Source organism: Laceyella sacchari (assembly GCF_004343255.1).
Taxonomy (GTDB): Bacteria; Bacillota; Bacilli; order Thermoactinomycetales; family Thermoactinomycetaceae; genus Laceyella; species Laceyella sacchari.
This window is the reverse complement of record NZ_SMDD01000002.1, coordinates 255133-280555: the sequence shown is the minus strand read 5'-3', so window position 1 is coordinate 280555 and position 25423 is coordinate 255133. Positions and strand designations below refer to the sequence as shown.

The 25423-nt window shown below is 46.9% G+C and carries 25 protein-coding genes; 16 read left to right on the top strand and 9 right to left on the bottom strand.

Features of this window, described 5'->3' with window-relative positions:
* Positions 1 to 334: 334 nt before the first annotated feature.
* Positions 335 to 1684: an alanine/glycine:cation symporter family protein gene (locus tag EDC32_RS08470; protein WP_132221416.1), complete on the top strand. Its 1350-nt coding sequence runs from the start codon at positions 335 to 337 to the stop codon at positions 1682 to 1684.
* Between the two features lie 47 nt (positions 1685 to 1731).
* On the opposite strand, the gene EDC32_RS08465 is transcribed toward EDC32_RS08470, so the two are convergent.
* From EDC32_RS08465 to EDC32_RS08455, 3 genes are all read right to left on the bottom strand, one after another.
* A complete protein-coding gene (locus tag EDC32_RS08465) occupies positions 1732 to 1929 on the bottom strand; it encodes a hypothetical protein (protein WP_132221414.1) in 198 nt (65 codons plus the stop codon).
* Between the two features lie 83 nt (positions 1930 to 2012).
* Positions 2013 to 3545, bottom strand: coding sequence for an MDR family MFS transporter (locus EDC32_RS08460; RefSeq protein WP_132221412.1), 1533 nt, complete (start codon positions 3543 to 3545; stop codon positions 2013 to 2015).
* 253 nt (positions 3546 to 3798) lie between these two features.
* Positions 3799 to 4047, bottom strand: coding sequence for a hypothetical protein (locus EDC32_RS08455; protein ID WP_132221410.1), 249 nt, complete (start codon positions 4045 to 4047; stop codon positions 3799 to 3801).
* A 161-nt stretch (positions 4048 to 4208) separates the two neighbouring features.
* On the opposite strand from EDC32_RS08455, the gene EDC32_RS08450 reads away from it, so the two are divergent.
* The 7 genes from EDC32_RS08450 (at position 4209) to EDC32_RS08420 (ending at position 13235) form a co-directional block, all read left to right on the top strand.
* Entirely contained in the window at positions 4209 to 4646 is a 438-nt protein-coding gene (locus tag EDC32_RS08450; protein ID WP_132221408.1) for a GNAT family N-acetyltransferase, read from the top strand.
* 324 nt (positions 4647 to 4970) lie between these two features.
* Complete coding sequence (locus tag EDC32_RS08445) at positions 4971 to 6026, top strand: hypothetical protein (RefSeq protein ID WP_132221406.1); 1056 nt, start codon at positions 4971 to 4973, stop codon at positions 6024 to 6026.
* Between the two features lie 148 nt (positions 6027 to 6174).
* A complete protein-coding gene (locus tag EDC32_RS08440) occupies positions 6175 to 7941 on the top strand; it encodes an HSP90 family protein (protein ID WP_132221404.1) in 1767 nt (588 codons plus the stop codon).
* 13 nt (positions 7942 to 7954) lie between these two features.
* Positions 7955 to 10096: a tetratricopeptide repeat protein gene (locus tag EDC32_RS08435; protein WP_132221402.1), complete on the top strand. Its 2142-nt coding sequence runs from the start codon at positions 7955 to 7957 to the stop codon at positions 10094 to 10096.
* 213 nt (positions 10097 to 10309) lie between these two features.
* A complete protein-coding gene (locus EDC32_RS08430; protein ID WP_132221400.1) occupies positions 10310 to 10801 on the top strand; it encodes a BslA/BslB family hydrophobin in 492 nt (163 codons plus the stop codon).
* 102 nt (positions 10802 to 10903) lie between these two features.
* Positions 10904 to 11290, top strand: a complete 387-nt coding sequence (locus tag EDC32_RS08425; RefSeq protein WP_132221398.1) for a VOC family protein — start codon at positions 10904 to 10906, stop codon at positions 11288 to 11290.
* 247 nt (positions 11291 to 11537) lie between these two features.
* Complete coding sequence (locus EDC32_RS08420) at positions 11538 to 13235, top strand: YndJ family protein (RefSeq protein WP_158283293.1); 1698 nt, start codon at positions 11538 to 11540, stop codon at positions 13233 to 13235.
* Positions 13236 to 13278: 43 nt separating this feature from the next.
* Here the strand turns inward: EDC32_RS08420 and EDC32_RS08415 are convergent, their stop codons facing one another.
* The gene (locus EDC32_RS08415; protein WP_132221394.1) at positions 13279 to 13959 is read right to left on the bottom strand and encodes a Crp/Fnr family transcriptional regulator; all 681 of its coding nucleotides are present in this window, start codon (positions 13957 to 13959) and stop codon (positions 13279 to 13281) included.
* Positions 13960 to 14489: 530 nt separating this feature from the next.
* Between EDC32_RS08415 and EDC32_RS16365 the strand changes: the two genes are divergently transcribed.
* Positions 14490 to 14639: a hypothetical protein gene (locus tag EDC32_RS16365; protein WP_158283292.1), complete on the top strand. Its 150-nt coding sequence runs from the start codon at positions 14490 to 14492 to the stop codon at positions 14637 to 14639.
* 53 nt (positions 14640 to 14692) lie between these two features.
* Here the strand turns inward: EDC32_RS16365 and EDC32_RS08410 are convergent, their stop codons facing one another.
* Entirely contained in the window at positions 14693 to 15997 is a 1305-nt protein-coding gene (locus tag EDC32_RS08410; protein WP_132221392.1) for a helix-turn-helix transcriptional regulator, read from the bottom strand.
* 277 nt (positions 15998 to 16274) lie between these two features.
* Here EDC32_RS08410 and EDC32_RS08405 point away from each other — a divergent pair, with 277 nt between their 5' ends.
* The 3 genes from EDC32_RS08405 (at position 16275) to EDC32_RS08395 (ending at position 18030) form a co-directional block, all read left to right on the top strand.
* A complete protein-coding gene (locus tag EDC32_RS08405; RefSeq protein ID WP_158283291.1) occupies positions 16275 to 16781 on the top strand; it encodes a TlpA family protein disulfide reductase in 507 nt (168 codons plus the stop codon).
* Positions 16782 to 16967: 186 nt separating this feature from the next.
* Complete coding sequence (locus tag EDC32_RS08400; protein ID WP_132221388.1) at positions 16968 to 17585, top strand: PH domain-containing protein; 618 nt, start codon at positions 16968 to 16970, stop codon at positions 17583 to 17585.
* Between the two features lie 190 nt (positions 17586 to 17775).
* A complete protein-coding gene (locus EDC32_RS08395) occupies positions 17776 to 18030 on the top strand; it encodes a hypothetical protein (RefSeq protein WP_211341911.1) in 255 nt (84 codons plus the stop codon).
* 146 nt (positions 18031 to 18176) lie between these two features.
* On the opposite strand, the gene EDC32_RS08390 is transcribed toward EDC32_RS08395, so the two are convergent.
* Positions 18177 to 18707, bottom strand: coding sequence for a DinB family protein (locus EDC32_RS08390; RefSeq protein ID WP_246026898.1), 531 nt, complete (start codon positions 18705 to 18707; stop codon positions 18177 to 18179).
* Positions 18708 to 19081: 374 nt separating this feature from the next.
* Here EDC32_RS08390 and glpT point away from each other — a divergent pair, with 374 nt between their 5' ends.
* The 4 genes from glpT (at position 19082) to EDC32_RS08375 (ending at position 22707) form a co-directional block, all read left to right on the top strand.
* Positions 19082 to 20431 carry a glycerol-3-phosphate transporter gene (gene glpT, locus EDC32_RS08385; RefSeq protein WP_132221384.1) on the top strand — a complete coding sequence of 450 codons (1350 nt, stop codon included), beginning with the start codon at positions 19082 to 19084 and terminating at the stop codon, positions 20429 to 20431.
* Between the two features lie 39 nt (positions 20432 to 20470).
* Positions 20471 to 21391 carry a glycerophosphodiester phosphodiesterase gene (locus EDC32_RS08380; RefSeq protein WP_132221382.1) on the top strand — a complete coding sequence of 307 codons (921 nt, stop codon included), beginning with the start codon at positions 20471 to 20473 and terminating at the stop codon, positions 21389 to 21391.
* Between the two features lie 479 nt (positions 21392 to 21870).
* Complete coding sequence (locus EDC32_RS16360; protein WP_158283290.1) at positions 21871 to 22044, top strand: hypothetical protein; 174 nt, start codon at positions 21871 to 21873, stop codon at positions 22042 to 22044.
* Between the two features lie 111 nt (positions 22045 to 22155).
* The gene (locus EDC32_RS08375; RefSeq protein WP_022738003.1) at positions 22156 to 22707 is read left to right on the top strand and encodes a hypothetical protein; all 552 of its coding nucleotides are present in this window, start codon (positions 22156 to 22158) and stop codon (positions 22705 to 22707) included.
* Between the two features lie 205 nt (positions 22708 to 22912).
* Here the strand turns inward: EDC32_RS08375 and EDC32_RS08370 are convergent, their stop codons facing one another.
* The 3 genes from EDC32_RS08370 to EDC32_RS08360 form a co-directional block, all read right to left on the bottom strand.
* Positions 22913 to 23551, bottom strand: coding sequence for a hypothetical protein (locus EDC32_RS08370; RefSeq protein WP_132221380.1), 639 nt, complete (start codon positions 23549 to 23551; stop codon positions 22913 to 22915).
* A 411-nt stretch (positions 23552 to 23962) separates the two neighbouring features.
* Positions 23963 to 24571 (bottom strand): hypothetical protein, encoded by a 609-nt coding sequence (locus EDC32_RS08365; RefSeq protein WP_106342994.1) that lies wholly within the window; start codon positions 24569 to 24571, stop codon positions 23963 to 23965.
* Between the two features lie 163 nt (positions 24572 to 24734).
* On the bottom strand, positions 24735 to 24983 hold the full coding sequence (locus tag EDC32_RS08360; protein ID WP_106342995.1) for a hypothetical protein: 249 nt from the start codon (positions 24981 to 24983) through the stop codon (positions 24735 to 24737).
* Positions 24984 to 25423 lie beyond the last annotated feature (440 nt).

Here is a 25423-nt window from a genome sequence, read left to right as displayed (position 1 = left end):
ATTTATTGTTAATATTCATATTATTCTTGTTTTGGTGAATGATTCTATAGATATTCCATAGATGATGCGCGATCTTTCAACAGTTGGCATTCCCATATAAGTGTTGATGGGTGGAACATAGGAGAGTACTATTTAGCTCTTGGCGTGTCCGGATTGCCTAAAATCGGTGCTACTATGAGGAAGGTATGTTTTTTGTAAAAGGTTAATTGTTACAAATGATTGATAATTGTTATTTATCGTGTTATTCTTTTGTAAATTGATAAAATGTCTTAATAACTATTAATAAAAAAGGTTATGGAAGATGCTCTGCCGATTGAAAAAGGAGGCGTAAGAAATGCAGAAGATAACGGACATATTAGGGGAGATCAGCACCTTCGTTTGGGGCCCGCCGTTGTTGGTGTTGCTGGTGGGAACGGGCATTATATTGACTTTTCGGTTATCGTTTTTGCAATTTTCTCAACTCCCTTATGCGTTGAAATTAGCCTTTTCAAAAAATCAGGATCGTTCTTCGGCCGGAGACATCTCCCACTTCCAGTCATTAATGACTGCGTTGGCGGCGACCATCGGTACCGGTAACATAGCCGGGGTGGCAACGGCGGTGGTGGCCGGAGGTCCGGGAGCAGTCTTTTGGATGTGGATCACTGCGATCGTGGGTATGGCCACCAAGTATGCGGAAGCGATCTTGGCAGTGAAATATCGGATCGTCAACGAACGCGGAGAGATGGCCGGTGGGCCAATGTACTATATCGAACGGGGCTTGGGCTGGAAGTGGCTGGCGGTATTGTTTGCTTTGTTTGGCGCCATTGCCGCCTTTGGAATCGGTAGCACGGTACAATCCAACTCCGTCGCCGCATCCGTCCAATCCAGCTTTGGGATTGACCCTTGGATCACAGGCATTGTGTTAACAGTGGTGACGGCGGTAGTGACGATTGGCGGCATTAAAAGCATCGGGCGCGTCTCCAGTTACATGGTTCCGATGATGGCCGTGATGTATGTGGTTGGCGGCTTAGCCATTATCTTGTTGAACCTGGAGAAGTTGCCGGCGGCAATCTCATTGATCATAACCGACGCTTTTACGGGGCAAGCGATGGCAGGAGGCGCGATTGGGACGGTGATTCGTTACGGAGTGGCCCGAGGGGTGTTCTCCAATGAAGCGGGGATGGGTTCGGCTCCCATTGCCGCAGCAGCAGCTATCACCGATCACCCGGGGCGGCAAGCGCTGGTGTCGATGACGGGGACGTTTCTCGATACCATTGTCGTCTGTTCGATTACAGGTATTGGGCTGGTGATGGGCGGTTTATATACTGGCGATTTGACGGGGGCGGCGTTAACGACGGAGACATTTAATCAGCTGTTGCCAGGTCCCGGCGGTTGGATCGTTACGATCGGGTTAATCTTCTTCGCTTATTCGACTGTGCTCGGTTGGTGTTACTATGGGGAAAAATGCTTTGAGTATTTGTTTGGCTCCAAATCGATCAAGGGGTATCGTGTGGTTTACACCTTATCGGTGTTGGTTGGGGCGGTCATGAATCTGGGGTTGGTTTGGTCGATCGCCGATATTTTTAATGGGCTGATGGCCATTCCCAACTTGATTGGTTTATTGGGGCTATCGGGGATTGTCGTAGCAGAAACCAAGCGTTTCCGGGAGATATTGAAAGAAGAGCGGACACGTTCCAAAGCATAAAAAAAGGAAAAGGCGAGCCTCTGTTGGGACTCGCCTATGCCACCCCATCATAAGAGATAGACGAACAAGATGCCGATGATGGTGGCGACCAGATAGATCATTGACAGTAAGATAATGCTTTTCTTTCTGCTTTGGGTATATGCTTCGTTATTCTGATTGGACTGGGTCGCTCCCAAACGAAAAGTGACGAAAAAGGCGATGAGGCACAGCAACCCGCACAGGATGATCGCAGCTGTAGTCATCATTGCGATAAGCTCCTTTGATAATTGATAGGTTTACTCTTATTTAGCATACCATACTTAAACACTTGTGCCCGCCTTTTCGATTTTTAGGCTTCGCTTGGTTGGACCGAAGGTTGTTCCGTTGGTTCCACTTTGCTATTGCCCATCAAGGCGATGGCAATGGCTGAGATGGCGATGGGAATCAAAGCCAGTAAAAAGGTATAGGTAATTGAGGAAGACATCGCATCTACGATTTTGTCCAAGACCATGGGCGGAATCTGCGCCCGCTCGCTCGATTCAAAAATGGAACGCGCGTCATTGAGTTGGGCCGGATTGAAGGCGGCCGGGCCATGCATGCCTTTAAAAGCATCTGCTAACTGATTGGTAAAGACTTTATTTTGGATGGTCCCGAATATGGTAATGCCCAGAGTCATGCCCAGCGATCGGAAGAACGAGTTGGTCGAGTTGGCCGATCCGCGGAAGCGGGGCTCCATATTGTGAACGGTGGCTGTCGGCAGGAGAGAGAACGAAAAACCGACGCCGAAGCCGACCAGAATCATGTAGGCAGTCAACAACCAGCGCGTTGTGTCAGGAGTCATTGTGCTCAAAAGGAACATGCCCGCCAGATAGGCGATGACTGATAGGATCATCAGGGTGCGGAAGCGGATTTTGGTTTGGAATACCCCAGCGACTCCGCTACCAAACACTGACCCCAACATCATCGGAGTCAGAATCAAGCCAGCGTTGGTGGCCGATCCGCCGTACACGGCTTGCACAAAAATCGGGATGAACACGGTTAAGATCACAAACGTGGCGCCGTACAAAAATGCGATTACTTGCGATGTGGCGAACAAGCGGCGCTTAAACATCCAAAAAGAGATAATTGGATCAGATGCTTTTCTTTCTGCAAAGATGAACAACAGGAAGAAGATCGCAAAGCAGGCGAACAACCCGATGATTTGTGTGGAATCCCATGCGAATTCCTTGCCTCCCAATTCCAGGGCGAACATCAGGCTGACGACGGCCACCACCAGCGTAATCGCGCCCCACCAGTCGATTTTCTGCTCTCTGTGTTCGGTTGATTCCTTATAATAGGCGAGAATAAGAAACAGAGAAATTAAACCGAGCGGTACATTAACGTAAAAAATCCACTGCCAACTGATGTATTCAGTGATGTATGCACCCAAAAGCGGGCCGAAGACGCTTGAAGTACCAAAAACGGCGCCCAAGAGTCCAGTCATTTTCCCCCGTTTTTCAGGCGGGAAGATGTCAAATACGATAGTGAAAGCGATGGGCATCAATGCGCCGCCACCAATTCCTTGGATTGCGCGGTAGATGCTGAGCTGAACGATGCTTTGCGCTGTACCACACAAGATCGATCCTAGCAAAAACAGAGACAAGCCCAAGATGAAGAATCGCTTGCGGCCGTACATATCGGACAGTTTGCCGAAGATCGGCATGCCGGCCATCACTGTGACCATATAGGCGGAAGTGACCCAGACGAATTTGTCCAGCCCGCCGAGATCCGCCACGATGGTGCCCATGGCAGTGGCGACGATGGTATTGTCCATCGCCGACATCAAAATCGCCAACAGTAAGCCGACGACGACCAGACGGAGATTACTTTCTTTGGAAACCATTTGTTTAGCTCCTTTTTAACCAATAATATATTGATGAGTATATTTTATAGTTGGTTTGCGGATTCAGCAAGTCAAATTGCTGCAATGGTAGCTTGCCAAGAGCGGCGAAGGTCGGGGCATCACCTGCCATAGATGGTTATGTATCCATTATATTCGTTAAGGATTGACCTGATGAGTGTCACTTGTTTTTGAGTTCTTCTCTTTAAAAAAGAAAAAAGGTATGACCAAGCCGGGGGCGTACTCCCGGCGCATTTTATATTTTTTCCCGTAAATGGTTAAGAAATTCTATGTGATAATCATCCCGGCGCTCCATGGCTTCATCGAGATAGGCGTTGATTTGCACATGCAGATAGTGGGCTTCCTCTGTGGTTAGAATGATGTCAGGGTTGCTAAATTTATTCAAGATGGATGTGATCAATGACCGCTCTTGTCCGGCGTGGTTCAACGATCTCATCAATTTTTGGGCCAAGAAATACCGTTCTTTCAAATTGATGTAACTCATCAGGCTCCCTCCCTTTTGTCCAAATGAACGCAGGACAGGATCAGTTGTGGCATAACGGATCTTTTTCGGTAAATTCAATAAGAATAGTAGGATTTTAATCTAATATAAAGTAACTATCCGTTACAGTCAATATTGATACAATAATCTTTATATATATAAGGATGTGTCAATGGGGATGGGAATGTGGTCATCAAGATTATTGCGAGAGACAGACACCAAAGCATATCGCGACGTGCGACTGCGGGCGTTGCAAGAGGTTCCGAAAGCCTTTGGATGAGAAAGGAAACCTGGTGGGTGTTATTGGATGGTATCGGGAAGCACGATTGAAGATCAGCCATAAGTCCCGTATCATGGCTGTATATGTGGAACCGACGCACCGGGGAAAGGGGATAGCCAAGCAGTTGCTGTCGCAGGTGATTGACCGGGTGAGGGCAGAGACAGATGTAGAACAGATTCAACTGAAAGTGGCAGCGGATTCCACCGCACACGCCTTGTACCGATCAAAGGGGTTTGCGGAATTCGGTAGGGAAGAGCAAGGACTGAATGTGGGAGAGAGTTATGTGGATTTATGTCATATGGTTTTGCATATAGGAAAATAAGCGGTCTTAAAAGCGGTTCAGGTGCAAGGATGGAAAGGCGCCTGAACCGTTTTTTCTGGAGTTTTAAGAGTCTGTGCTGTTTGAAAACAATTAGATGGGATGGATTCCCAGAAAAGTGGCGGCAATCCATTGACGTGCGTTAGTGTGATGTGAAATGATGGGCGTGTTATGTAAAATTCTAAGAAATATCTCATATATCATGCACCCGACGTCATGATTTGACGGGCTGGGATGAATGTCTCTGGCTGTAAGCCGATAGGAAAGTGCATTGCAATCCTAAGGCGAGAACGACAGACTTAAAGTAAAGGAGAATCATAGATACCTATGACAGCATTGCTCCATGAATTAAAACAGATTGCATCAGAAGTGGAGGCTGAGGTTTCCGAAGAGAGGCGGAGAGAGTGGATTGACGAATTGTCTCTAAAGTGTGGCGAGTGGTTGGACCATGCGGACGCAGAGGTGCGGCGGACGACCGCATTAATTTTGTATTGGTTGGGAATTGATGCCGAATATGCAGGCGATTTGCTGGAAGTGCGCAAGAAAGCGCTTAAAGTGTTGCATGATCATCCTCTTTTTTGCAATCCGGTAGCGGAAGCGCTGCTCAGTGGATGGGATGAGCTGGATTGGGGTACATTGCATCATGTGTTTGGCACGGCGGAGGATGTGCCGATCCATTTGAAGGCGATGTGTGCGGAAGATGAACGGCTCCGAGAACGGGGATTGAGCCGCCTTGTCGATCATGTGCGCCACCAAGGGGGTTACTGTCAAGCACTTCCCTATGCACTCCGCTATCTGCTTCGCTTGCTGGCGGAAGAATATCCTTATCCGGATATGCAAAAAGAGATCATCGGTGTGTTGTTGACTCGCTTCGTTGATGATGAGGCGATTGTTTACGGCAAGGCCGGCCAGGTGCTTCGGGAAGGGATGATTTTATATCTCCCTTATTTGAACCATGAGGAATTGGCGGTTCAAGATCAGGTGATCACCTTGTTGGGGAAAGTTGGGAAGGATCATCCGCTGGCGCACCGGGCCTTGATGGACATCATCGAAAGGTCTCCTTGGGAATATCAGCAGTCGCTCGCTCTTTACGCATTTGGGCATTTGCGGCACTGGTCGCCGGAGCATGAACAGTTGGTGCATGATTGGCTCAGTTTTCATCCATCCCGGGATTGGCAACGGGATGCCGCAGCAGCGCTCATCTTTTACCACGGGGGCAAAGGTCCAGCTGAAGCTTGGCAGAATATCCTTAATTATTTTCTTCATTATGGGCATGAATCGTCGCCTTCTGATCAACTTTTTATCAACTGGTGGACGAATTACACTAGGGAATCCCTTCCGACTGATTTAGAAGAGATCATTTACCGCATCTCTGATTTATAACCTTTCTTTCTTTTTTAGGGGTGGCTGGGTGAATATCAGGCAGTGACGATCTTTTTATTGACCAGTCAGTTTTTTTTCTACTCACCGTGTTTTTTTCTATATAAAATGGTGAAGAGCAATAATCTTTATATTAGTCAGGTGAGAAAAGATGAGCGATTTCCACTTTAAAGTGAATCTTAAAGGCATGATTGATCTGTTGTCCAATCACTTATACAGTACACCCCAGGTTTTTGTCCGCGAGCTGTTGCAAAATGCAGTGGATGCCATCACCGCCCGCAAACAGATTGAGCCGGATCATGATGGAAAAGTGGGTATGGAAGTGTTTACCGCCGAGGGAATGGCGCCCACCTTGTATGTGGAGGACAATGGAGTCGGCCTCACAGAAGAGGAAGTGCACCGTTTTTTGGCTCAGATTGGACAGACGTCAAAGCGGTCGGAGTATGAGACGGATTTCATCGGCCGGTTTGGGGTGGGGCTTCTGTCCTGTTTTATCGTCAGTGAGGAAATCGTGGTAATCACGCGTTCTATCAAAAGCGAAGAAACGATCGAGTGGCGGGGACGCCCGGACGGAAGCTATCAGATTCGCAAATTGGCGCAGACGATGTCCCCGGGCACCCGCATTTATATTCAAAGCAAAGAGGGATTTGAGCGTTATTTTGCACCAGAGAGGGTACAAGAGTTTGCCAAGTATTATGGAGAGTTTTTGCCGTACCCGATTTTCTTCTACGGGGAGAAAGCGATACGGCTCACAGCCGATCAAGCTCCGTGGGAGATGAGCTCCATCGATGCATTGGTGTATGGCAAAGAAAAGTGGCATGTCGACTTTATCGATGCAATTCCTCTACATTCACCGCTCGGTGATGCACAAGGCATTGCTTACATTCTGCCGCATTCGGTCACTGTCAATGCTAAGCGAAAACACCGCGTTTATGTGAAACAGATGCTATTGTCGGAGACGGTGGAGAAGATTTTGCCGGACTGGTCCTTCTTTGTTACCTGTGTGCTGAATGTGAATCATTTGAAGCCGACGGCCTCGCGTGAAGAGTTTTATGATGACGCCCTCTTGGAGCTGGTGAAAAAAGAGCTGGGCGATTGCATCAATCGTTATCTCCGGCAATTGGCAGAACGGAAATCGCCGCTACTTGGGGAGATTATTCGCGTTCATTATTCCTCACTGAAACTGCTGGCGTTGGAGGATGATGAATTGTATGCGCTGTTCATCGACTGGCTCCCCTTTGAAACGTCACTGGGCACGATGACGATGGGAGAGATCCGCCGCTTGACGCCAACGATCTGCTATACGCCGGGCGTGGACGAGTTTCGGCAGATCAGCAAAGTGGCCAAAGCCCAATCGCGTTGCGTGATTAACGGGGGATACATGTACGATCTGGAGTTAATTGAAAAGCTGAGTCGCGTGTTTCCAGACACCCATGTGGAACGAATCGATTCTGCGGCATTTACGCAAGGATTTACCGAATTATCCATTGAAGAGCGAGAGCTAGCCTATTCTTTCATCCGATTGGCCAATGCGGTGTTGTTGCCTTACCGGTGCAAAGCGGAGATTAAGAAGTTCTATCCCCATGATCTGCCGGCGTTGTACACGACAAGCGAAGAAGGGTTGTTTTTACGTATGGCCGAGCAAACTCAAGAAGAGGCCAATCCACTGTTCGCTTCGATCATTGAGCGGGTGACGACTAATCAGGTCGGCCAAGATTATGCTCAACTATGTTTTAACTTTGAAAATGAGATCATTCAAAAAGTGATTCGAGTGCAAGATCCTGAGCTGTGCCAGTTAATTGTGGAAACGCTTTATGTGCAGGCGTTGCTGATGGGCCATTATCCCTTGAAGTCGCAAGAGATGAGCCTGCTGAATAGCGGGTTGGTTCGTTTCATTGAACGAGGCTTAGACGCTTAGGAGGGAACAAGTGATGAAAGAACAATTTGACTCGTTGATGAAGCGAGCAAAGGATTTGCCTGACGGCGAAGCGAAAATCGCCCTGCTGGAAGAAGCGGTAAGGTTGGCCGACACCTACCAACAGACGGAACTTGGGTTTTCAGCCCGCATGGAGCTGACGAAGGCGACGGTGTATGCTGGCAGAGCGGACAAGGCATTTACGACGTTTGGTTGGTGCTTGGCTCACTATGATAAACAGCCTGAGGCGTATAACAGCCTGGCTGTCATGTGGCAGTATAAATGGATTGTGGAAAAGCTGGACCGGTTTCCGACGATCAGTCTGGAGCAAATGGAATCGATGCTGGAAGATCTGAAGCAAAGGTATACAGCACTGGGTTACAATGAGCGGTTTTATCATCAGACCAAATTTGTTTTTGCCTGGAGAAGAGGAGACTGGGAAGAGGCCGAACGAGAGTATGAACGGTGGCTGGCAGTACCTCGCGACACAATATCCGACTGTGTGGCGTGTGAGCTTGATCTTCAACTGGATTATTTGTTGAGCCGTGATCAGTTTGCGGAAGCGTATGAGCGGGTACGGCCGATTGTGACCGGACAATTGAGTTGTAGACAATCCGTTCCACATATCACTTTTGCCAATTTTCTGCTCCCCTTGTTACAGGAAGGTCGGCTGGAAGAAGCGGCCATGTTCCACGAACGGGGCTACCGCTTAATTCATGACCAGCCAGGTTATATCTCCTCGCAAGCAAAACATTTAAAGTATCTGACGATTGTCGACCGCGCACGGGCTATTTCTTGTTTGGAGAAGGGATTGCCAGAAGCGTTGGCTTCAGCAGACCCCCATTCCAAGTTTGAATATTTCTTGGCGGCTTCTGTGCTGTTCGCTTATTTGGATGATCGGGAAAAGCAAGTACTTCATATTCCCGAATATGTGACAGAAACATGGTTGCAGGAGCAAACGCAGATGCTGGCACGCCAATTTGACGAACGCAACGGCACCACCCACTACAGTGACCGCATCAGGGAAGAACTGCGGGAAGTGACATTGCTCGCCGGACGGGTGCGCGCTTGGCAGATGGAACAAAAGGCGGGCCAGGAAGAGGGGGAAGCGAAGGCACGAGCTGCTTGGGAGGCACTGATGCGGGGCGTGGAAGCCCATGATCCGGAAGCGATGTTCCGACTTGCACTATCCTTGCTCGAAGGCGGCCCGGAAGAGCAACAGGAAGGGATCGCTTGGTTGCGCCGGGCGGCTGAGGCTGGCAGATTGGATGCGGCTCATGTGTTGGCGGAGCAATTGTTTGAGCGACAAGTAGCTGAAGAGGGAGCTGCGTTATTGCGGCAAACTGCGCAGGCGGGAGATCCCCAGGCGATGAATCAACTGGGCTACCGGTTGTTGTTCGGTGTAGGCTTGCCTGCGAATCCAGAAGAAGGAAGAGACTGGTTGCGCAAGTCGGCGGAAGCAGGTGCGCTGAGCGGCATGTTCCAATATGGGCTGTGTTTGCTTGATGGCCTGGGAGGACCGCAGGAGCTTGATCAAAGCGAGTTCTGGCTCCAACGCGCTGCCGAAGCGGGCCATGCAGTGGCGATGCAGGTGTTGGGTACGCTTTTGTTGGAAGGCAATCTATTTCCGCACCGACAGGAAGAAGGGGAACACTGGCTCCGCCGATCAGCGGAAGAAGGGTATCCTCCTGCCATGCATCAGTTGGGAAGCCGCTTGATCACGGGCCATGTGCTTACCGCGCACCCCGAAGAAGGGAAGCAGTGGTTGAAACGGGCCTCGGAAACCGAGTATGGACCTGCGATGCATGAACTGGGTTACCGGTTACTTGAAGGTGATGGCCTCGCCAAGAGCAGTTTGGAGGGTGAAGTATTGTTGCGCCGGGCAGCCATGGTAGGCGAGGAAGGCGCCATGTTAGAGCTGGCCGGGCGGCTGTTGCAAGGAGATGGGGTCGCATTTCGCTGGGAAGAAGGGTTTGATTGGTTGCGGAAGGCAGCTGCCACCGAATTGCCGGAAGCCATGTTTTTGCTAAGTTGCTATCTGCTGGATTATCCCGATTTGGCCACCCATGAGGGCGAGGCAATAGAATGGTTACGCAAAGCGGCTCTCACTGGTCATGAAAAAGCGCAAGCCTTGCTGGATGAATTGGGAAAAGCATAAATGTCGTATCTGCCGGAGGCTGGTCACCCATAAGGGAGGCCGGCCGTTTTCATTTGGTCTTCGATTCTTGATTTCAGTATTTTTTGAATAAAAAGGGGATTCGGGAAAAATGGAGAATTAACAGCGTGAATGTACTGATGACTCATTCATATCTGCTTGGAGTTTGTCTGATAAATCAAGTTGATACATATATGAACAAAGGGGAGATGTACAATGCGTTTGAGAATGGTATGGCTGTCGGTGATCGTGGGCTTGTCGTGGATGTTGGTGGGATGGACGAATCCGCCGGCGCCAGCAGATGCGGAGGTTCCGTCCAAGTGGCAAGCGGCTCAAGGAAAGGCATTGACAGTGAGGCTAGAGTCAAGCATAAACAAGCAGGAAGCGGTGTCCGATGTGGTGATCACATACAAGCCGGATGTCGTATTAGCTTATGGGCGGGCGAAGTTTCATTTGCCTAAAGGGTTTTCCGCAGTTGCCGGAGATCTGATCAATGGTCAACCATTGACGGCGGACTATATTCAAAATGGGGGGCAAACGGTGGCTCTGCCGTTTGGCGTAGATATAGGGGCGATGCGCACATTTGAGTTGCGGTTGGTTGGGAAAAAGTTGCCCCCGGCGGGACAGTATAAGTTTAGAGCGGAGTATTGGGGCATTGGCATCGGCATTTACAATACGGCCGAAGCGGTGCTGGAGTTGAGAAATTAAGTGCATCATCCCCGGTCTGATGCGGTCGGGGGTGTTTTCTATTGCGCCGATCATTTAAAATGAATGACAACGGATGGTTCGATCAAGTGAGGAGGCGAAAGCGTGGCCATTCGCAAAATTGAACATGTCGGCGTGATGGTAAAAGATATGGATGCTTCACTGGCTTTTTATCAACAGGTGGTGGGGATGGAATTGATCCGCCGCATGACGGTGCCTGCCGGGGGATTGGAATTGGCGTTTCTCGGTTTCCCGGGGGCAGAGGAGACGCAGGTGGAACTGATTCAGGGATATTCGAAAGCGTTGCCGGAGGAAGGCAAAGTCCACCACCTTGCATTTACTGTGGATGATATCGAAGAGGAATGGAAACGATTGAAGCAACTAAATGTCTCTTTTCAAGACGAGGAGATTACCACCCTGCCTGTTGGTCGCTATTTCTTTGTACACGGCCCTGATGGGGAGTGGATCGAATTTTTTGAACCGAAGAAGTGACGACAGAACACCATGCTTTCCGGCATGGTGTTTTTTAGTCATCAAGCTTGAGTGTGTCTGACGAATAGGCCAGCGGCGCAAAACTATTTTTTATTCGCTTCACTTGTGCATCAGTGCTCCTCGAGAAAAAGTTTCTGCCATACCAACTTGATTAGCCGGATACACCCTAGTGGCATTTGCTGTGCTCATTGTATAATGAAGAGGGAGCAAAACAACTGATGACTTCGCAGAAGAAATGAGTGAAACCATGAGTAAACCAGCGATGAAACGGGTATTGCCGGCTTTGGTTATGGTTGTGTTTGTGATATTTTTCACAAATGATCTGGTGGAGCAATTATTGCTGTGGGCGATCGGTGTGACCGTGCCATTGACGCTCTGCCTGACCGAAACGAAGAACCGTTTGGGACAGATTGATCGTGTGTACCAATGGTGTTGGCGCAGTTATCCGTGGTGTGCAGGACTGGGGGCGGCTTCATTTCTTTTGCCCAAGGGTAATCTTGCCGGGATTCTCTCTGTGCCGTGGCTCGTCTTCACCGTGGTAGTGGCGGTGTACGGCTGCAAACGCCTGCTTGAGCGAAACCGCCATGCATGGGAAGAGTTGGCGATAGATTGCGGTTTGCTCTACTTGGCGATCGGTGGGGGATGGTTGACGGCAAGTCGCTTTGGGATGCCTGTCCTTCATTTCAGTGAAGAGATTGTAGCTTTGACTGGCATCCATTTTCATTATTCCGCTTTTGTGGTGCCAATCTTTGTCGGCTTATTAGGCCGCGCAGTGGACTGGCGCGTCAAATTTCCTCTTCGGTACCGGTTAATGTCCATAGGAGTGATCACCGGTCCGATATTGGTGGCCATGGGCATCACTTTCTCCACCGTACTGGAGTTTGTCGCAGTCGTTTGGTTTGTCGGAGCCATGCTACTTTATACCGCACTGCTTCTCCCCGTGGTATGGAAGCGGGAACAGCTCGGATGGATTCGGGCCTTGTTTCTACTGTCTTCCGTAACTATATGGGGAACAATGGCTTTGTCTGTCATATATAGCTTGGGGCGGATGATGCAGTTTTCTTTTTTCACCATTGAGGAAATGGTTCTCCTCCATGGGATTGCCAACGCGTTTGGCTTTGTGACGGCCGGAGCGTGGGCTTGGTGTGCGAGTTTGCCTCCAGCGCGCGGATTGCCGTCCGTGATTCCGCATAGTTTGCTTGCGGCAAAGGGTCGGATTGGTGCCGACATCTTGACCCGCTTGGGATGGGATGATGAAACGCGCTGCGTGCGAGGGTTGGTAGATAATTTTGCTGTTTTCGCCCGGCCTGATTTTGATCCGGATGCCGTTCATCCTTCGATTCGATCTTTTTATGAGGATACCTTGGTCTACCGACTGGAGGCGAAAATAGAGTGGCAAAAAGGATTCCGGCTTTTTTCCGCATGGTTTAGTCGATTAACTGGCCGCATCGGGCAATGTCATCTCCCTTCAGCTGGAGAAAAAGTAACGGAAATGAACAGTAGACTGGCGGCAGTGAAAGAAGCGTGCGACGGAAGGGTGGCACCCCGCGCTTGGATTCGCACGTATGCTGGAACGGGCCGAACGGTATTTGTAGCGGTTTATTCCATTCATACCTTGGCAGAGGAGACATATATGAACATTGCCTTGCCGTTTCCCGGTGGCAACTTGACCGGCGTGTTGCGGCTGGAGCATGGTGCGGGGGCGAAAGGGAAAAGCGATGGGTTGGTTCTGACGAGCATGCAAGGAGGGAAGCCGGGTGATCAGGGGCTTTACTGGGCCTCGCACTGGGGTTTGGTGGTTTTACCTTTGCATGAACGGTTTCATGTCTGGGTGGATGACGAAGGCAAGATGAAAGCTGAGCATGAGATGTGGATATGGAAATGGCGGTTTCTTCACATCCACTATCAGTTGATCCGTGAGGAGGCTACCCAGGGGAATCCTTAGGTTGCTCCGTCCTGAGGTTGTTTTAAAAAAAATAGACAAAGCGTTAAGAGATGCGCTTTGCCTTACTTATGTCAGTAGATGGGGTAAGTTTCGCCAAACAAATTTCCGGCTGGGTAGACATGAGTGAATGAATAAAGCGATTGGTTAACAGAATGTAACGTTTTCCTTGCTTTTGGAAATAATCAATTTTGCACTCGCGCCGCAATTGGCTCAGGCAGCGGGTGATGGTGGCGCGAGTGGAGAGGATGGCGGCAGCCAGCTCTTCATGCGTGATGGGAAAGGGCAGGGCAAGCTGATGCTCGGTGGTCTTGGATGGGAATGGCTGAGCAAGGAAGAAAAGAAATTGGATGAGTCGATCCTCCACAAATTTGTTATGTTTGATCATTTGCAAAGTTTGTACGCGGGTCCAATATTTTCGCAATTCAGCGATAACGGAAGCGGCGATGGGAGAGTGGAGAACCTCCCGCCAATCACAGATGGAGACCTGGACGGGGCTGTGGGGGCGAAACTCACAGGTCCGATCTGGGATGAACGGTACCTCAAATATGCTTCCTTCCTGCAAGACATCCAACAAGACATGGTTGCCATCCTCTTTGGTTTCCCACAAGGTGCCATAACCGGCTTGGATTATATACACCTTTTCGGGTTCCATTTGGACGGGGTGATGTTCAATCCACTGTTCGTTGGGGCATTGACTCAAGAATGTTTGTATGGTTTTCTCCACGCCTATGCCTCCGCGAAAAAAAGCTGAGAGGAGATTGCGTTTTTATTATAAAAAGGACGCAAAGTTTAGTGCAATGAGTTAAATCTGGATATATTTACGTCATATGAACCTTAATTTAACGAAGCTGTTTTGATGAAATATCGTTGTTCTGAGGTTGTGGCATCGTTTGAGTGAGCAAAGATCGGCAAAAATGGTTAAATGAGATGGTTAAATTGTCGTTTAAAACAGCTATGAATTCCTGTCATTTAACCAGTCGGATTAACTAGATTTCAGATGATGAAAATGATTTAATTTTTATATGAATAGAAAAGCGGTTTGAAGATGCACTTGAGCGGCGTAGCAAGAAGGCAGTGATCAGATTTTTTCGCCATTATAACCCACTTATTTCAAAAAAACGATATAAAAAGGGAATTTTCTGTTTGACGAGCGCCGTAGACAAGTGATCCGAAAAGGGGCACGGTTTTGAAACCTAAGGGGGATGCCGCGCATCTATTCATCAGACAAAGTACCATGAGAAAGGAGAGGTTTCGATGGAAAAGCAGCCGATGCCGACCGTTGGCGGCAAAAAGAGGGAAAGCAAGGAAATCCTCAAAAACAAAAAGCCGCAAAAACCAGGGACGGGTGATGTGACCACTAAAGGCGATCAACCTCCTCCAGGCGGTATGCCGTCTGAAGATTGATGCAGAGAGATGGCACCCCATATGGTGACAGCGAAAACTGAACCTGAAATGGATCAGCTTTCGCTGTCTGCCAAGGTGGTGGGTGCGTGCAATAGGGCCTCAAATCGCAGAGCCATATCGTAAAAATCGGCCGCCTTTTTGTAAGCATTTTTCTCGTAGTAATGTCGCCCCAAATCGTGGGCCATTTTTTTTGCCAAGTTTAGCTGGTTCTTTTCGACAGCCATATCAATCAGCCTCTGTGTTTCTTTTTCATACAGCTGTTCTTGAAAGTGCGATTTGTACAATAGCGCTTTAAACATGTGAAACTCGACATAGTGGTACCATTGTTGATAGGTTTCCGCGATTCGCAGGCCCTCTTTCAAATATTGGTCCACTTTCCCCAAATCTTTGCGTTCCATGTAGATGAGAATCAATTCCCGGTATGTGTGCACTTTCGGTTGTTCCGCGCCGATTTTACTACGTAGCTGGAGGCATGTCTCATAGTGTTTGATGGCGGTGTCAATTTCCCCTTTTGATTGGTATGCGCGGCCGTAATTGTATTCAATCATGCCGAGGAAGTTGACGTTTTCGGTTTTTAACACGATTTCCAACGCCTCATCCAAACACTTGATCGCTCGGTTGTATTGATGGTTCAAGTTGTATTGCGTTGCTTTGGTAATCAGCACTTTGGCCTGATCCACTTCATTGCCCAGCTTTTTATGTATATCTAAGCTTTTTTGCGAATAGTGCAGGCAGATTGTTTTGTCCTGCGACAGATGCTGTTTAACAAGGCTGAGATTATAAAACAGGATCGCCAAATCTTTTTCTCCAACACGGTTAGACAAGCGCTCAGCCAGCTCGTAATAATGAGTCGCTTTGATGTAATCTTGCGTGCTGAAAAAGATGTTGCCGCAGTTGAGATAGTAGTAGAAAAATTCGATGGACAAGTCGGGTGGAACCTCGTCGGGAACCGATTTCTTGGACAATTGAAACACTTGTTGCGCTTCACTGATGCGGTTGTCTGTCAGATAGTGCCGGATCAATATCGTGTAAATGTTGATTCGTGTGTCCAGCAGGTGCGATTCAAACAGAGCGATTTTCAGCAGGTATTCATCCGTTTCATTAAGAATGCGCGTTTTTTTGTACTGGTTGATGATGTTGGCAATCCGTTGCTTTTTTTTGTTGGAATCATCGTCGCAGATGTCATCGGGAACAATGCCGAGCTTCTGGCATACGGCGCGGATAAATGGGGCGGATGGTTTGGTTTTGCCATTTTCGATGCGGCTGAGATAAGCAACTGAACAAATGCCCTCGACCAATTCACTCTGTCGCATATTCTTCATCATGCGAAGCTGTCTTATTTTTTCTCCGATATGCATGGCCACGGCCACCTACTCTGTTAGTCAATTCTTTAATTTTAATATACCAAAATATTGTACCAATAAACATTATTAAGTGGAATGATGGAAATGCATTCGCTACTTATGATGATCATCTTTTCCACATGATTGATCGTGATTAAAACACGATATTTACTATGAGGGGCGGGTACGTCAAGGGGAGGGGCGCCACCGCTGAATGGTTATCTTTCTCTTGGATGAGATTTCTTCTATATTAGAAAATGGATAGGCTGGACACGATAGGAGAATGGAGACAATGAAGAAATCAATTTTCATAGGGGCTTTACTCTTGATTTTGGTTGGCATCGCCATCTTGCAGAAGGGATTGCCAGGCTCATCAGAACTCGGCCCAGGGGACCCGGCACCCGCTTTTACGCTTGAGACCACTGACGGTCAAAAATACGTATACAGCCATGCCAAAGGCAAACCAGCGATTATCAGTTTTTTCGCCACGTGGTGCGATCCTTGCCATAAGGAGGCCCCGCTGTTGGTGGAGTGGCATCGAAAGTACGGTTCGCAAGTGGAGTTTGTGTTTGTCAATTGGACGAAACGGGATGATGTAAAATCAGCCCAATTCTTTGCCAAAGATTATGGGATTCGGTTTCCTGTGGTAATGGATACACAAGACCGTGTATCAAACCAGTATCAAATTCAAGTGATTCCGACCACTTATTTTATTAATCGGGACGGGAAAATCGAGCGGATTGTTAAAGGTGTGCGTCCGGCCGATACAGAAGCATGGTTGCGTGCGCAGGTCAAGTAGAATCCAGAGACAGAGATGAACGGGTGTGGCAAAGAAGGATAACTATCTTTTTTCAATAGGTTTTGTTTCGTTTCATAACGGATAAATCTATGTCGTAAGAAGATGAGATAATAGTATAATAGGTGTCAAAGTCATGATTTCATAGCTTTTAAAAAATCGCATGACACAAAGGAAGGGAATGGTAACATGTTAGGAAAAGTGGCATCTGATGTACTTGGCCTGAGCGATGTGGGGATTGTAATTAAGCCGGAAGATTATAACAAGGTAGATACCGACGATTATGTGATGCATGAAGATAATGAGCGGATCTACTTCCTCATCAAGTCGAAGGCCGATGAGTATTGCTTCACCAACAGAGCGTTGATTCACCTGGATGGAACCAGCGCATCGAGCAAAAAACGCACACTGTACCGGTACGACTACTGCAACTATCGCATCTCCAATGTTACCTTGGAAACTGCTGGCGTGATGGATATGGACGCGGAGATCAAGTTTATGCTCGGCAAAAACGTGGAGTACTCGATCGATGTACATAAAAAACATATTAATGAGTTGAAAGACTTGTACAAATCACTCGTTCGCATCTCCATGGTGCAGGCGGACAGCGAAGCATTGCTGGGCTTGTCCAGAAAGAGCATCGAGATGGCCTCCAACACCCTGAGCCAAATCAGAAGTACAGAAGGCATGCTCAGCCAACAATTTAAGGAATTGAACCAAATCGCGTTTGATTGGCTCGCCAGCACAAGAAGTCGTTACATGGTGACAGATTTCGGTTTTGTGTTTGATCGTTACATCAACAACTGATAATGGATTCTTGTCCGCCCGTGCATCGAATGCTCGATCACGGGTTTTTTTTAGGTGAACAAAGGGGCCGACTTGGGGCGAGGAACATAAGATAACGATTGAAATGAAGCACTAGATGCGCGAAAATAAATATAAAAGTTCCTAATCGAAAGCGTTTGCAAGAGCGGATGAACTGTGAAGGGAGCGGACGATGGTGGATGATCCGAGGAGTCGGATGTGGGGAGTGGGGCTCCTGTTTCTGGCTTTTGTCTTGGCTCTGCTGCTGAAACAAGCGTTTTTTGCGCATCTCTTGGGAGTCGGATTCGCGATGGTGGTCTGGACGAAGCTTGCCGCTTTGTTTCCGCGCAAACTGTCTGACTTTTCACTCGCGCAAAAGGTTCTGTATGTCTTTTTGATGTTGTCGGTCTTCGGTTTGACGATGGCGTTGGTGACAAACCGGGGGTGACCGTTTGATTGGCATACCAATGGGAAGGCGCGCTTTCGCCGGTATATGACGGGAAGTGCCACGCACTCTAGCTGTGTGGCATTTCCCTTTTTTCCATCTATGGTTCGGATGGGAGTTTTTTGCTTGGGCGCAAAAAATAGCGAGCCTTACGCCTCGTGAGCGGCGATAAACTCGTCCAGCCGTTTCTTTTGCCGCAAATGGTGGGCGAAATGCATCACGATGTGATGATACCATTCTTGGGCGTTGATATTGCCGAAATACGGGTGTTTTACCTTGCGATCAGGCGAGATGGAGTCAATGGTGGGGGCGATTGCTTTCATTTGTGCTGACAATTGCTCCAGCTTTTGTCGAAGTTCTTCTCGGGAGCGGGGCTGCTGGGAGGTGTGTTCGGCCGATGGTGGCACTTTGGCTTTAATCGGGGGAATAGCACCTGTCATATACACCCATTTGCCTACCCACGTTTTTTTTAATTTGCGGTTTTCCGGTGCCGTGGCGCAGGCTTGGAGTGATGCCAATTGTAAAAAGCCCGTTTCGATGAGGTGATTGTACATCTCACCGAGTGACCATTCTGTTGCTGATGGCTTCAGGGTAAACAATTCCCATGAGTATTTGTCCAATTCGTCCATGTAGTAGCCGGCTAGTTCTTCATATTTCTCCAGAATTTCCTTCGTTTCCATCTGATTGTCTCCCTTGGTCTTAGTTGCCTTCATTATAACAATCGTAATCCGCTTCACGATGAGCAATTGTGTCCATTACCTGAAACGCTTGGCCTACCTTGATGAATTAGTTTTAATTGACCAATCCATATGCATGCGGCCAAGCCATCGGAAATCATTGGATTGGCCGACGGTAAAAAAATTGTTGCATTCTTGACATAAAATCACTTAACATAAAAGAAAGTTGGAAGCGCTTAGATCGTTTCTGTATTGGCAAGTTAATAATGGTGATGAGGATAGGAGACCACTAATGTCAACTTTTTGCGACGTTGCAAAAGGGTTGTATTTGTGGTCTCTTTTTTCATCCCAACAATTATTATAGGAGGGAATTGCCGATGAATTGGCTTTTGACATTGTTCAAGCCAGCCCCTCATATTGAGAGGTTGCCAGCGGACAAGATTGATTCGACTTATCGTAGGCTTCGGCTACAAGTGTTTTTGGGCATTTTTATTGGTTATGCTGGCTATTATTTGGTGCGAAAAAACTTTTCCTTGGCCATTCCCGATTTGGTGCGGGAAGGCTTCTCCAAAGGTGAGTTGGGGTTGGTGCTGTCAGCTATTTCCATCGCATATGGTATCAGCAAATTTTTGATGGGGATCGTTTCCGACCGAAGTAACCCCAGGTATTTCCTGGCGACGGGCCTTATTTTATCAGCCCTTATCAACATGGCGTTCGGTTTGATTCCCGCGATTACATCCAGCATCACAGTGATGTTTGTGCTGATGTTTTTAAACGGCTGGGCGCAAGGCATGGGATGGCCCCCTAGCGGAAAAACGGTTGTGCATTGGTTTTCCATCAGTGAACGGGGCACAAAAATGTCTTTGTGGAACATCGCCCATAATATTGGGGGCGGTCTGGTGGCTCCATTGATGACACTGGGCATCGCGATCTTCGCCACCTGGAAAAGCGTGTTCTTCTTCCCGGCGATGATTGCGCTGGTGATCGCCCTGTTCATCTTGCTGACAGTACGCGACACGCCGCAGTCGGTAGGCTTGCCGCCGATTGAAGAATACAAAAACGACTATCCGCAAGGAAGCGAAAACGAAGATTACGACAAGGATTTGACCATGAAGGAAATTCTGTTCAAATATGTATTGAACAACAAGTTCTTGTGGTATATCGCCCTCGCCAATATTTTTGTGTATTTTGTGCGCTATGGTGTCATCGACTGGGCACCCACCTATCTCACGGAAGCGAAGGGCTTTTCTCCAGAAGGTTCCAGATGGGCGTACTTCCTGTATGAATATGCTGGCATTCCAGGCATGCTGTTGAGCGGATGGATGAGCGACAAGCTGTTCAAAGGGCGGCGCGCACCGGCTAGTGTCATATTTATGGCTGGCGTATTGATCGCCGTATTGATCTACTGGCTGAATCCGGCAGGCAATCCCTTGTTGGATAACATTGCCCTGGTCGCGATCGGGTTCTTGATTTATGGTCCGGTTATGATGATCGGTTTGCACGCATTGGACTTGGTGCCCAAAAAAGCTGCCGGAACCGCGGCTGGCTTGACCGGATTTTTCGGGTATCTCTTCGGAACCGCTTTCGCCAGCGCCATTGTTGGTTATGTCGTTGACGGCTTTGGTTGGGATGGAATGTTTACACTGTTGATTGCTTCTTGTGTCTTAGCCATCTTTTTCTTGGCTCTGACATGGAACACAGGCAAATCTGAGCAAAAAACGGTTTAAACCGTCATTTGACTACTGACATCAATGGGGGAACAGCTAATGAAAAAGTCAATGAAACGTGTAGCCATGACCATTGCCGCATTTGGACTCAGCTTTGCAGTCGGGGTGACCAGCGCTTTTGCCGCACCAGATGCAGCTCTGGCGGGCAAAGGACACAAGGATCTTTTGTCACCCGACCGGATCCTGAATGTGGCCCATCGGGGGGCTTCCGGCCATGCGCCTGAACATACCATCGTCGCTTATCAGCTGGCGAAAAAGATGAAAGCGGACTACATTGAAATCGATTTGCAGATGACCAAAGACGGCCACCTCATCGCAATGCACGATGAAACGCTGGATCGGACCACGAACGGCACCGGACTGGTAAAAGATCACACCTTGGCTGAAATCAAGCGGTTGGATGCCGGATCATGGTTCAACGAAGCATATCCGGATAAAGCGAAGCCGGACTACAAAGGATTAAAAGTACCGACGCTTGATGAAGTGCTTCACCATTTTGGCCACAGTGCCAATTACTACATCGAAACCAAAGCGCCGGAAATCTACCCGGGCATGGAAGAAAAATTGCTGAAGACCTTGGAAGCTCATCGGCTCATTGGCAAGCACGCCAAGCGTGGAAAGGTGATCATCCAATCTTTCAGCCCAGAAAGCTTGAAAAAAATCCATGCTCTGAACCCAGAGATCCCCTTGGTTACCCTGCTGTGGTATGAAAACGAACAAGGCCACATCACGAAACGTGAACTGGATGAGATCAAAACCTACGCCATCGGGGTTGGTGCCAACTTCGACCGCATTGACCGCGCGTACGTCCAAAAGGTGCGCAAGAGTGGCTTGCTGTTCCACCCTTACACCGTCAACGAAAAACCGGATATGAAGCGCATGCTCGATTGGGGCGCGACCGGCATGTTCACCAACTACGCCGACCGCTTGACCGACCTTTTAAAAAAGAATTGCAACTAGCTGCCGGAAGATCCAGGACGGTGAAAAAAACTCTTCTCACAAGCTTGTGAGAAGAGTTTTTTTTGGTCGGCATCACAATGTTAATTTTTTCCTTGCTGACTCTTTACGTATTGGATTAGTTGTGGTTGATTACTTTCTTTTGCTATGGTTTCAGTTAATGCTATCGTAACTAATCATCCTATTAATTTCGGCATGTTTTAAGGGTGAGATTTTTTACTATCTGATGCAAACATGTTTCCTTCTAAATACGCTATCACAAAATCTTTATACTCTTCCCATTCCCATTGGGTTACGGGCAAAAGACTGATAATTTCTTGGACAAAGAATACGAGTTACACAAGAAAAATCAAGATTATTTATATAATTTTTTAAAAATATTTAATATTATGGTTATAGGTACTATAATAAAACTGTAGCCGCAACATACGTTCTCTACCCACACTATCTATTCTGGTTAAATAACCGAGGGGGGTATGACGATGCGCGGAAAATGGTTTGTTCTAAAAGGTATGTGTATCGAAGGCCGTATTGCAAAAAAATTCAGGGCACCAAAACCTAGTGCCTGCTGGTCATGTGGCAAAGACGACAAACTGTCATGGAGCAACGGGGAGTGGAAATGCTCCCGCTGTGAAGTTGTCGTCGAGCCTGATTAATCTGATTATTTAAAAAATAGGTTGATGACAGTCTAATGTTTGACGTATACTTGAACCAGTCTCATATTTGGGACTGGCTTTTTATTGATACCAATAAGGAGAGTAGTCCCCATGAAAAAGCGTTGGTACCAAGCCTTTTTAGACGGCTACAAACCGGCTGTGTTAGAATTGAACACCCATCAAACTTACAGCCAATTAAAAGAGTATCCACACATTACACACGTTCTACCGCATGAGCCGCGCAGCTGTCTGTTCTTTCAAAATGACACCTTGATGAATGACTTTAAAAACAGAATGGACGGTGTACAAGCCTACTCTGGTGCATACCATTATCATCTCGGTATCGCCCTTGGATTTCCTGAACGATCCGTGCAGTACTATGCACACATGCGGGAAATTGAGGAGTTGGTCGGTGAATATCCAATCGACGAGGTTGAGAACGGCGTAGGCGTTGTTTGGGCTGGCTTTTACTTTTCTTCTCACAAAGCATTTGTCGTAGATGAGATCAATTGGCTTTGGAAAACATACACCCACAAAGAAGCAGTGAAACACCCACTGTATCTAACTGACAAAAAAACGGACAAGACCCTAGAGATTCGTTATGGCGACTTTGACAGCGTCAAAGACTTTGCTAAAACACATCTGGTTCCTGCCCATACATAACCCCGAAACGGGGCTATTTTGTTTTATAATCCAAAAAAACTCTTCTCACAAGCTTGTTAGAAGGTTTTTTTTGGTCGGCATCACAATGTTAATTTTTTCCTTGCTGACTCTTTAAGTATTGGATTAGTTGTGGTTGATTACTTTCTTTTGCTATGGTTTCAGTTAATGCTATCGTAACTAATCATCCTGTTAATTTTGGCATGTTTTAAAGGTGAGATATTTTATTGTCTGATGCAAACATGTTTCCTTCTAAATACGCTATCACAAAATCTTTATACTCTTCCCATTCCCATTGGGTTATGGGCAAAAGACTGATAATTTCTTGGATGAGTTGTTTTAGTTTGGGTGCGTTCATTCGTGCCATTTCCTCTGTTCGTTTATCACGGATCCAGCGGAATGGTACAAAGATATCTGTGTTTACCTTGATATATAGCCCCCAATCTTCTCCGTCAGCCTCGGTATAGAATGAGAGTGTGATGGCTTCTCCAAATACTTCCCATTCGAAATTGTCATTATAACAAGTAGTTCCCAAATCAATGTGCATTTCGGTGATATCGCCATTTTGCTCTATAAAGGAAACCAGATCTTCGGTTGGATGTGATGTGGTTACTTTCATTTGATTGTGCGAGGCCAAAGTTCGTGTCTCTTGTACATTGAAGGATTTTCTAAATGCATCGCCACCAGCAGAAACTGTAACCATTTCTATATAACTTACATATCCAAATGATTGAGCGGCCAAGAATATTTTATGAATGAGATCTAAGTTTGTTGTTTTGTGTTTGTCTATTTCAACATAGATTGCTCCTGCTATAGAGGGATCATGCCGATGATAGAGTCTTTCCATTTGGATCGGCTCCTATATCATTGATATTTACTATATTCATATGATTTTAAAACGATGTGATTTTTAAGCAAGCTAACCTTGATCAGTTGGATTAACATGTTGTCAAGTTAATAACTGTTAGCCAAGAATAATACCTAATCCATGTCTGGGTTTGAAACATTGACTCTAGGACAAAATTTTTCGTTACGGTTATCTTCTAACATTTTAACATCTGTTTGTTTTCAATAGCATTTTGCTCCAATAAGTCGGTTTCGCCAATTGTTTCAAATCAAGATTATTGTCTGAGCGCCTGCATTCTGTTTTCAAAAGAGGCTGTTCTGTGGGCTTCCCAATCAAGTTTGGTCTGTGTAGCGTCTCGATAAACAGGTAGCTTAGATGTCAATAGATGTTCGCCTCGCTGTTGATAGTAGATTACTTAACGGATAGTTTGAGATATTCTTCCATATAAGGCAGAGGGTCAAGCCACTCCCACTCGGTGACAGGGAAGCGGGTTAAGCAATTCTCAAGCAATTGCTTCAGGATGGGGGCGTTTTTTTGTGCCATTGCTTCTGTGCAGTCATTTTTTTCCCAAAAGAATGGAACGAAAATGTCAGTATTAATATGGATATTAATCCACCACTCCTCGTCAGGTTCAAGAAAGAGGACTAGTTGTACGGCACGTCCCAAAAGAACGGTGTTTCCATATTCATTTATACCGGTGGTGCATAAGGAGAAGTAAAGCCTGCTGACATCGTGATTTTTTTCTACAAACGCAATGAGTTCTTTTGTCGGTGTTTTGGTAGTAATATTCAACTTTTCAATTGGTTGTTCAAATGGTTCTACCCCTTGTAAATTATAGGTTTCAACAAAAGCGTCATCACCGATTGATTCGGTGGTTACTTCAACTCGATTGATATATCCGAAGTCTTCTGCTACACTGAATACTTTTTGAATCAGATCCATTATCGAGGTTTTGCTTTTGTCCAACTCGGCATAAATCGTTCCAAGTCCGTAGTTATAACGCCATACACGTATTGCCAATTTTCATCACACCTTTTTAATTTAATAATTCAATTATAATCTAAAATATGTTTTTGTGAATATTTCAGATGATGTAGAAATCGACAAAAGTTTCCTTAAAGAGCTTTTTACGCTCGGAGACAGGAAACCATAACAGACATGGTTGTTCCTGCCTTTGGTGTTATTAACCTGCAGATTGGTTGTTGTCCACTGCAAATAATCCAGACTTATCCAAATCATCCAACTCGCGCTTAATTTCGGCCAAAGCCGCTTCGATGGACTCCGCTTCTTTCTCTTGCTTAGATTCCATTGCAGTCAAATCAAGCTCAGTGATTTCATCAATAACATCACTCAGCGAATTCCATCCATCTGAAGTGTCTTCTGTTGTTCTTTCTTTTACTGGAGCGGTTTTCTTTTTCTTCTGCTCTTGCATTTCCTGCTCAATCCGGTTGCGCTCGGCTTCCGGTTTGCTTTGGTAAAGGTCGAAGCGACAACTTTAGCTCTTTCCCGATAAATTGCAGCGATGCGATGCCCTGTGGCTGTTGATCATCAGTATAAGTAGGCGTATCATAGCCGGAGCTTTTTATTTTTGTATTGGCTTTTTCCAATTGACCAGTGATTGCACTTTTTTCCCTGAAATGTTATTGATCCCTTTCACTTCATATATTTCTTGTTCAATTAGAAAAACAGGGTTTGAAATTTTGGTATCTGGATAAATGTGTATATCACGGTCGTCTTCTAATACTTCAACGATCTGTTTATTTTCAAAAACTTGACGCTCTAGGAACTCGATCTCACCGACCGTTCCCAGCCAAGCTGCTTCATTTTTTTGCTAGAAGAATTATTTCTAAAGTTAATGAATTTTTCTTCCGC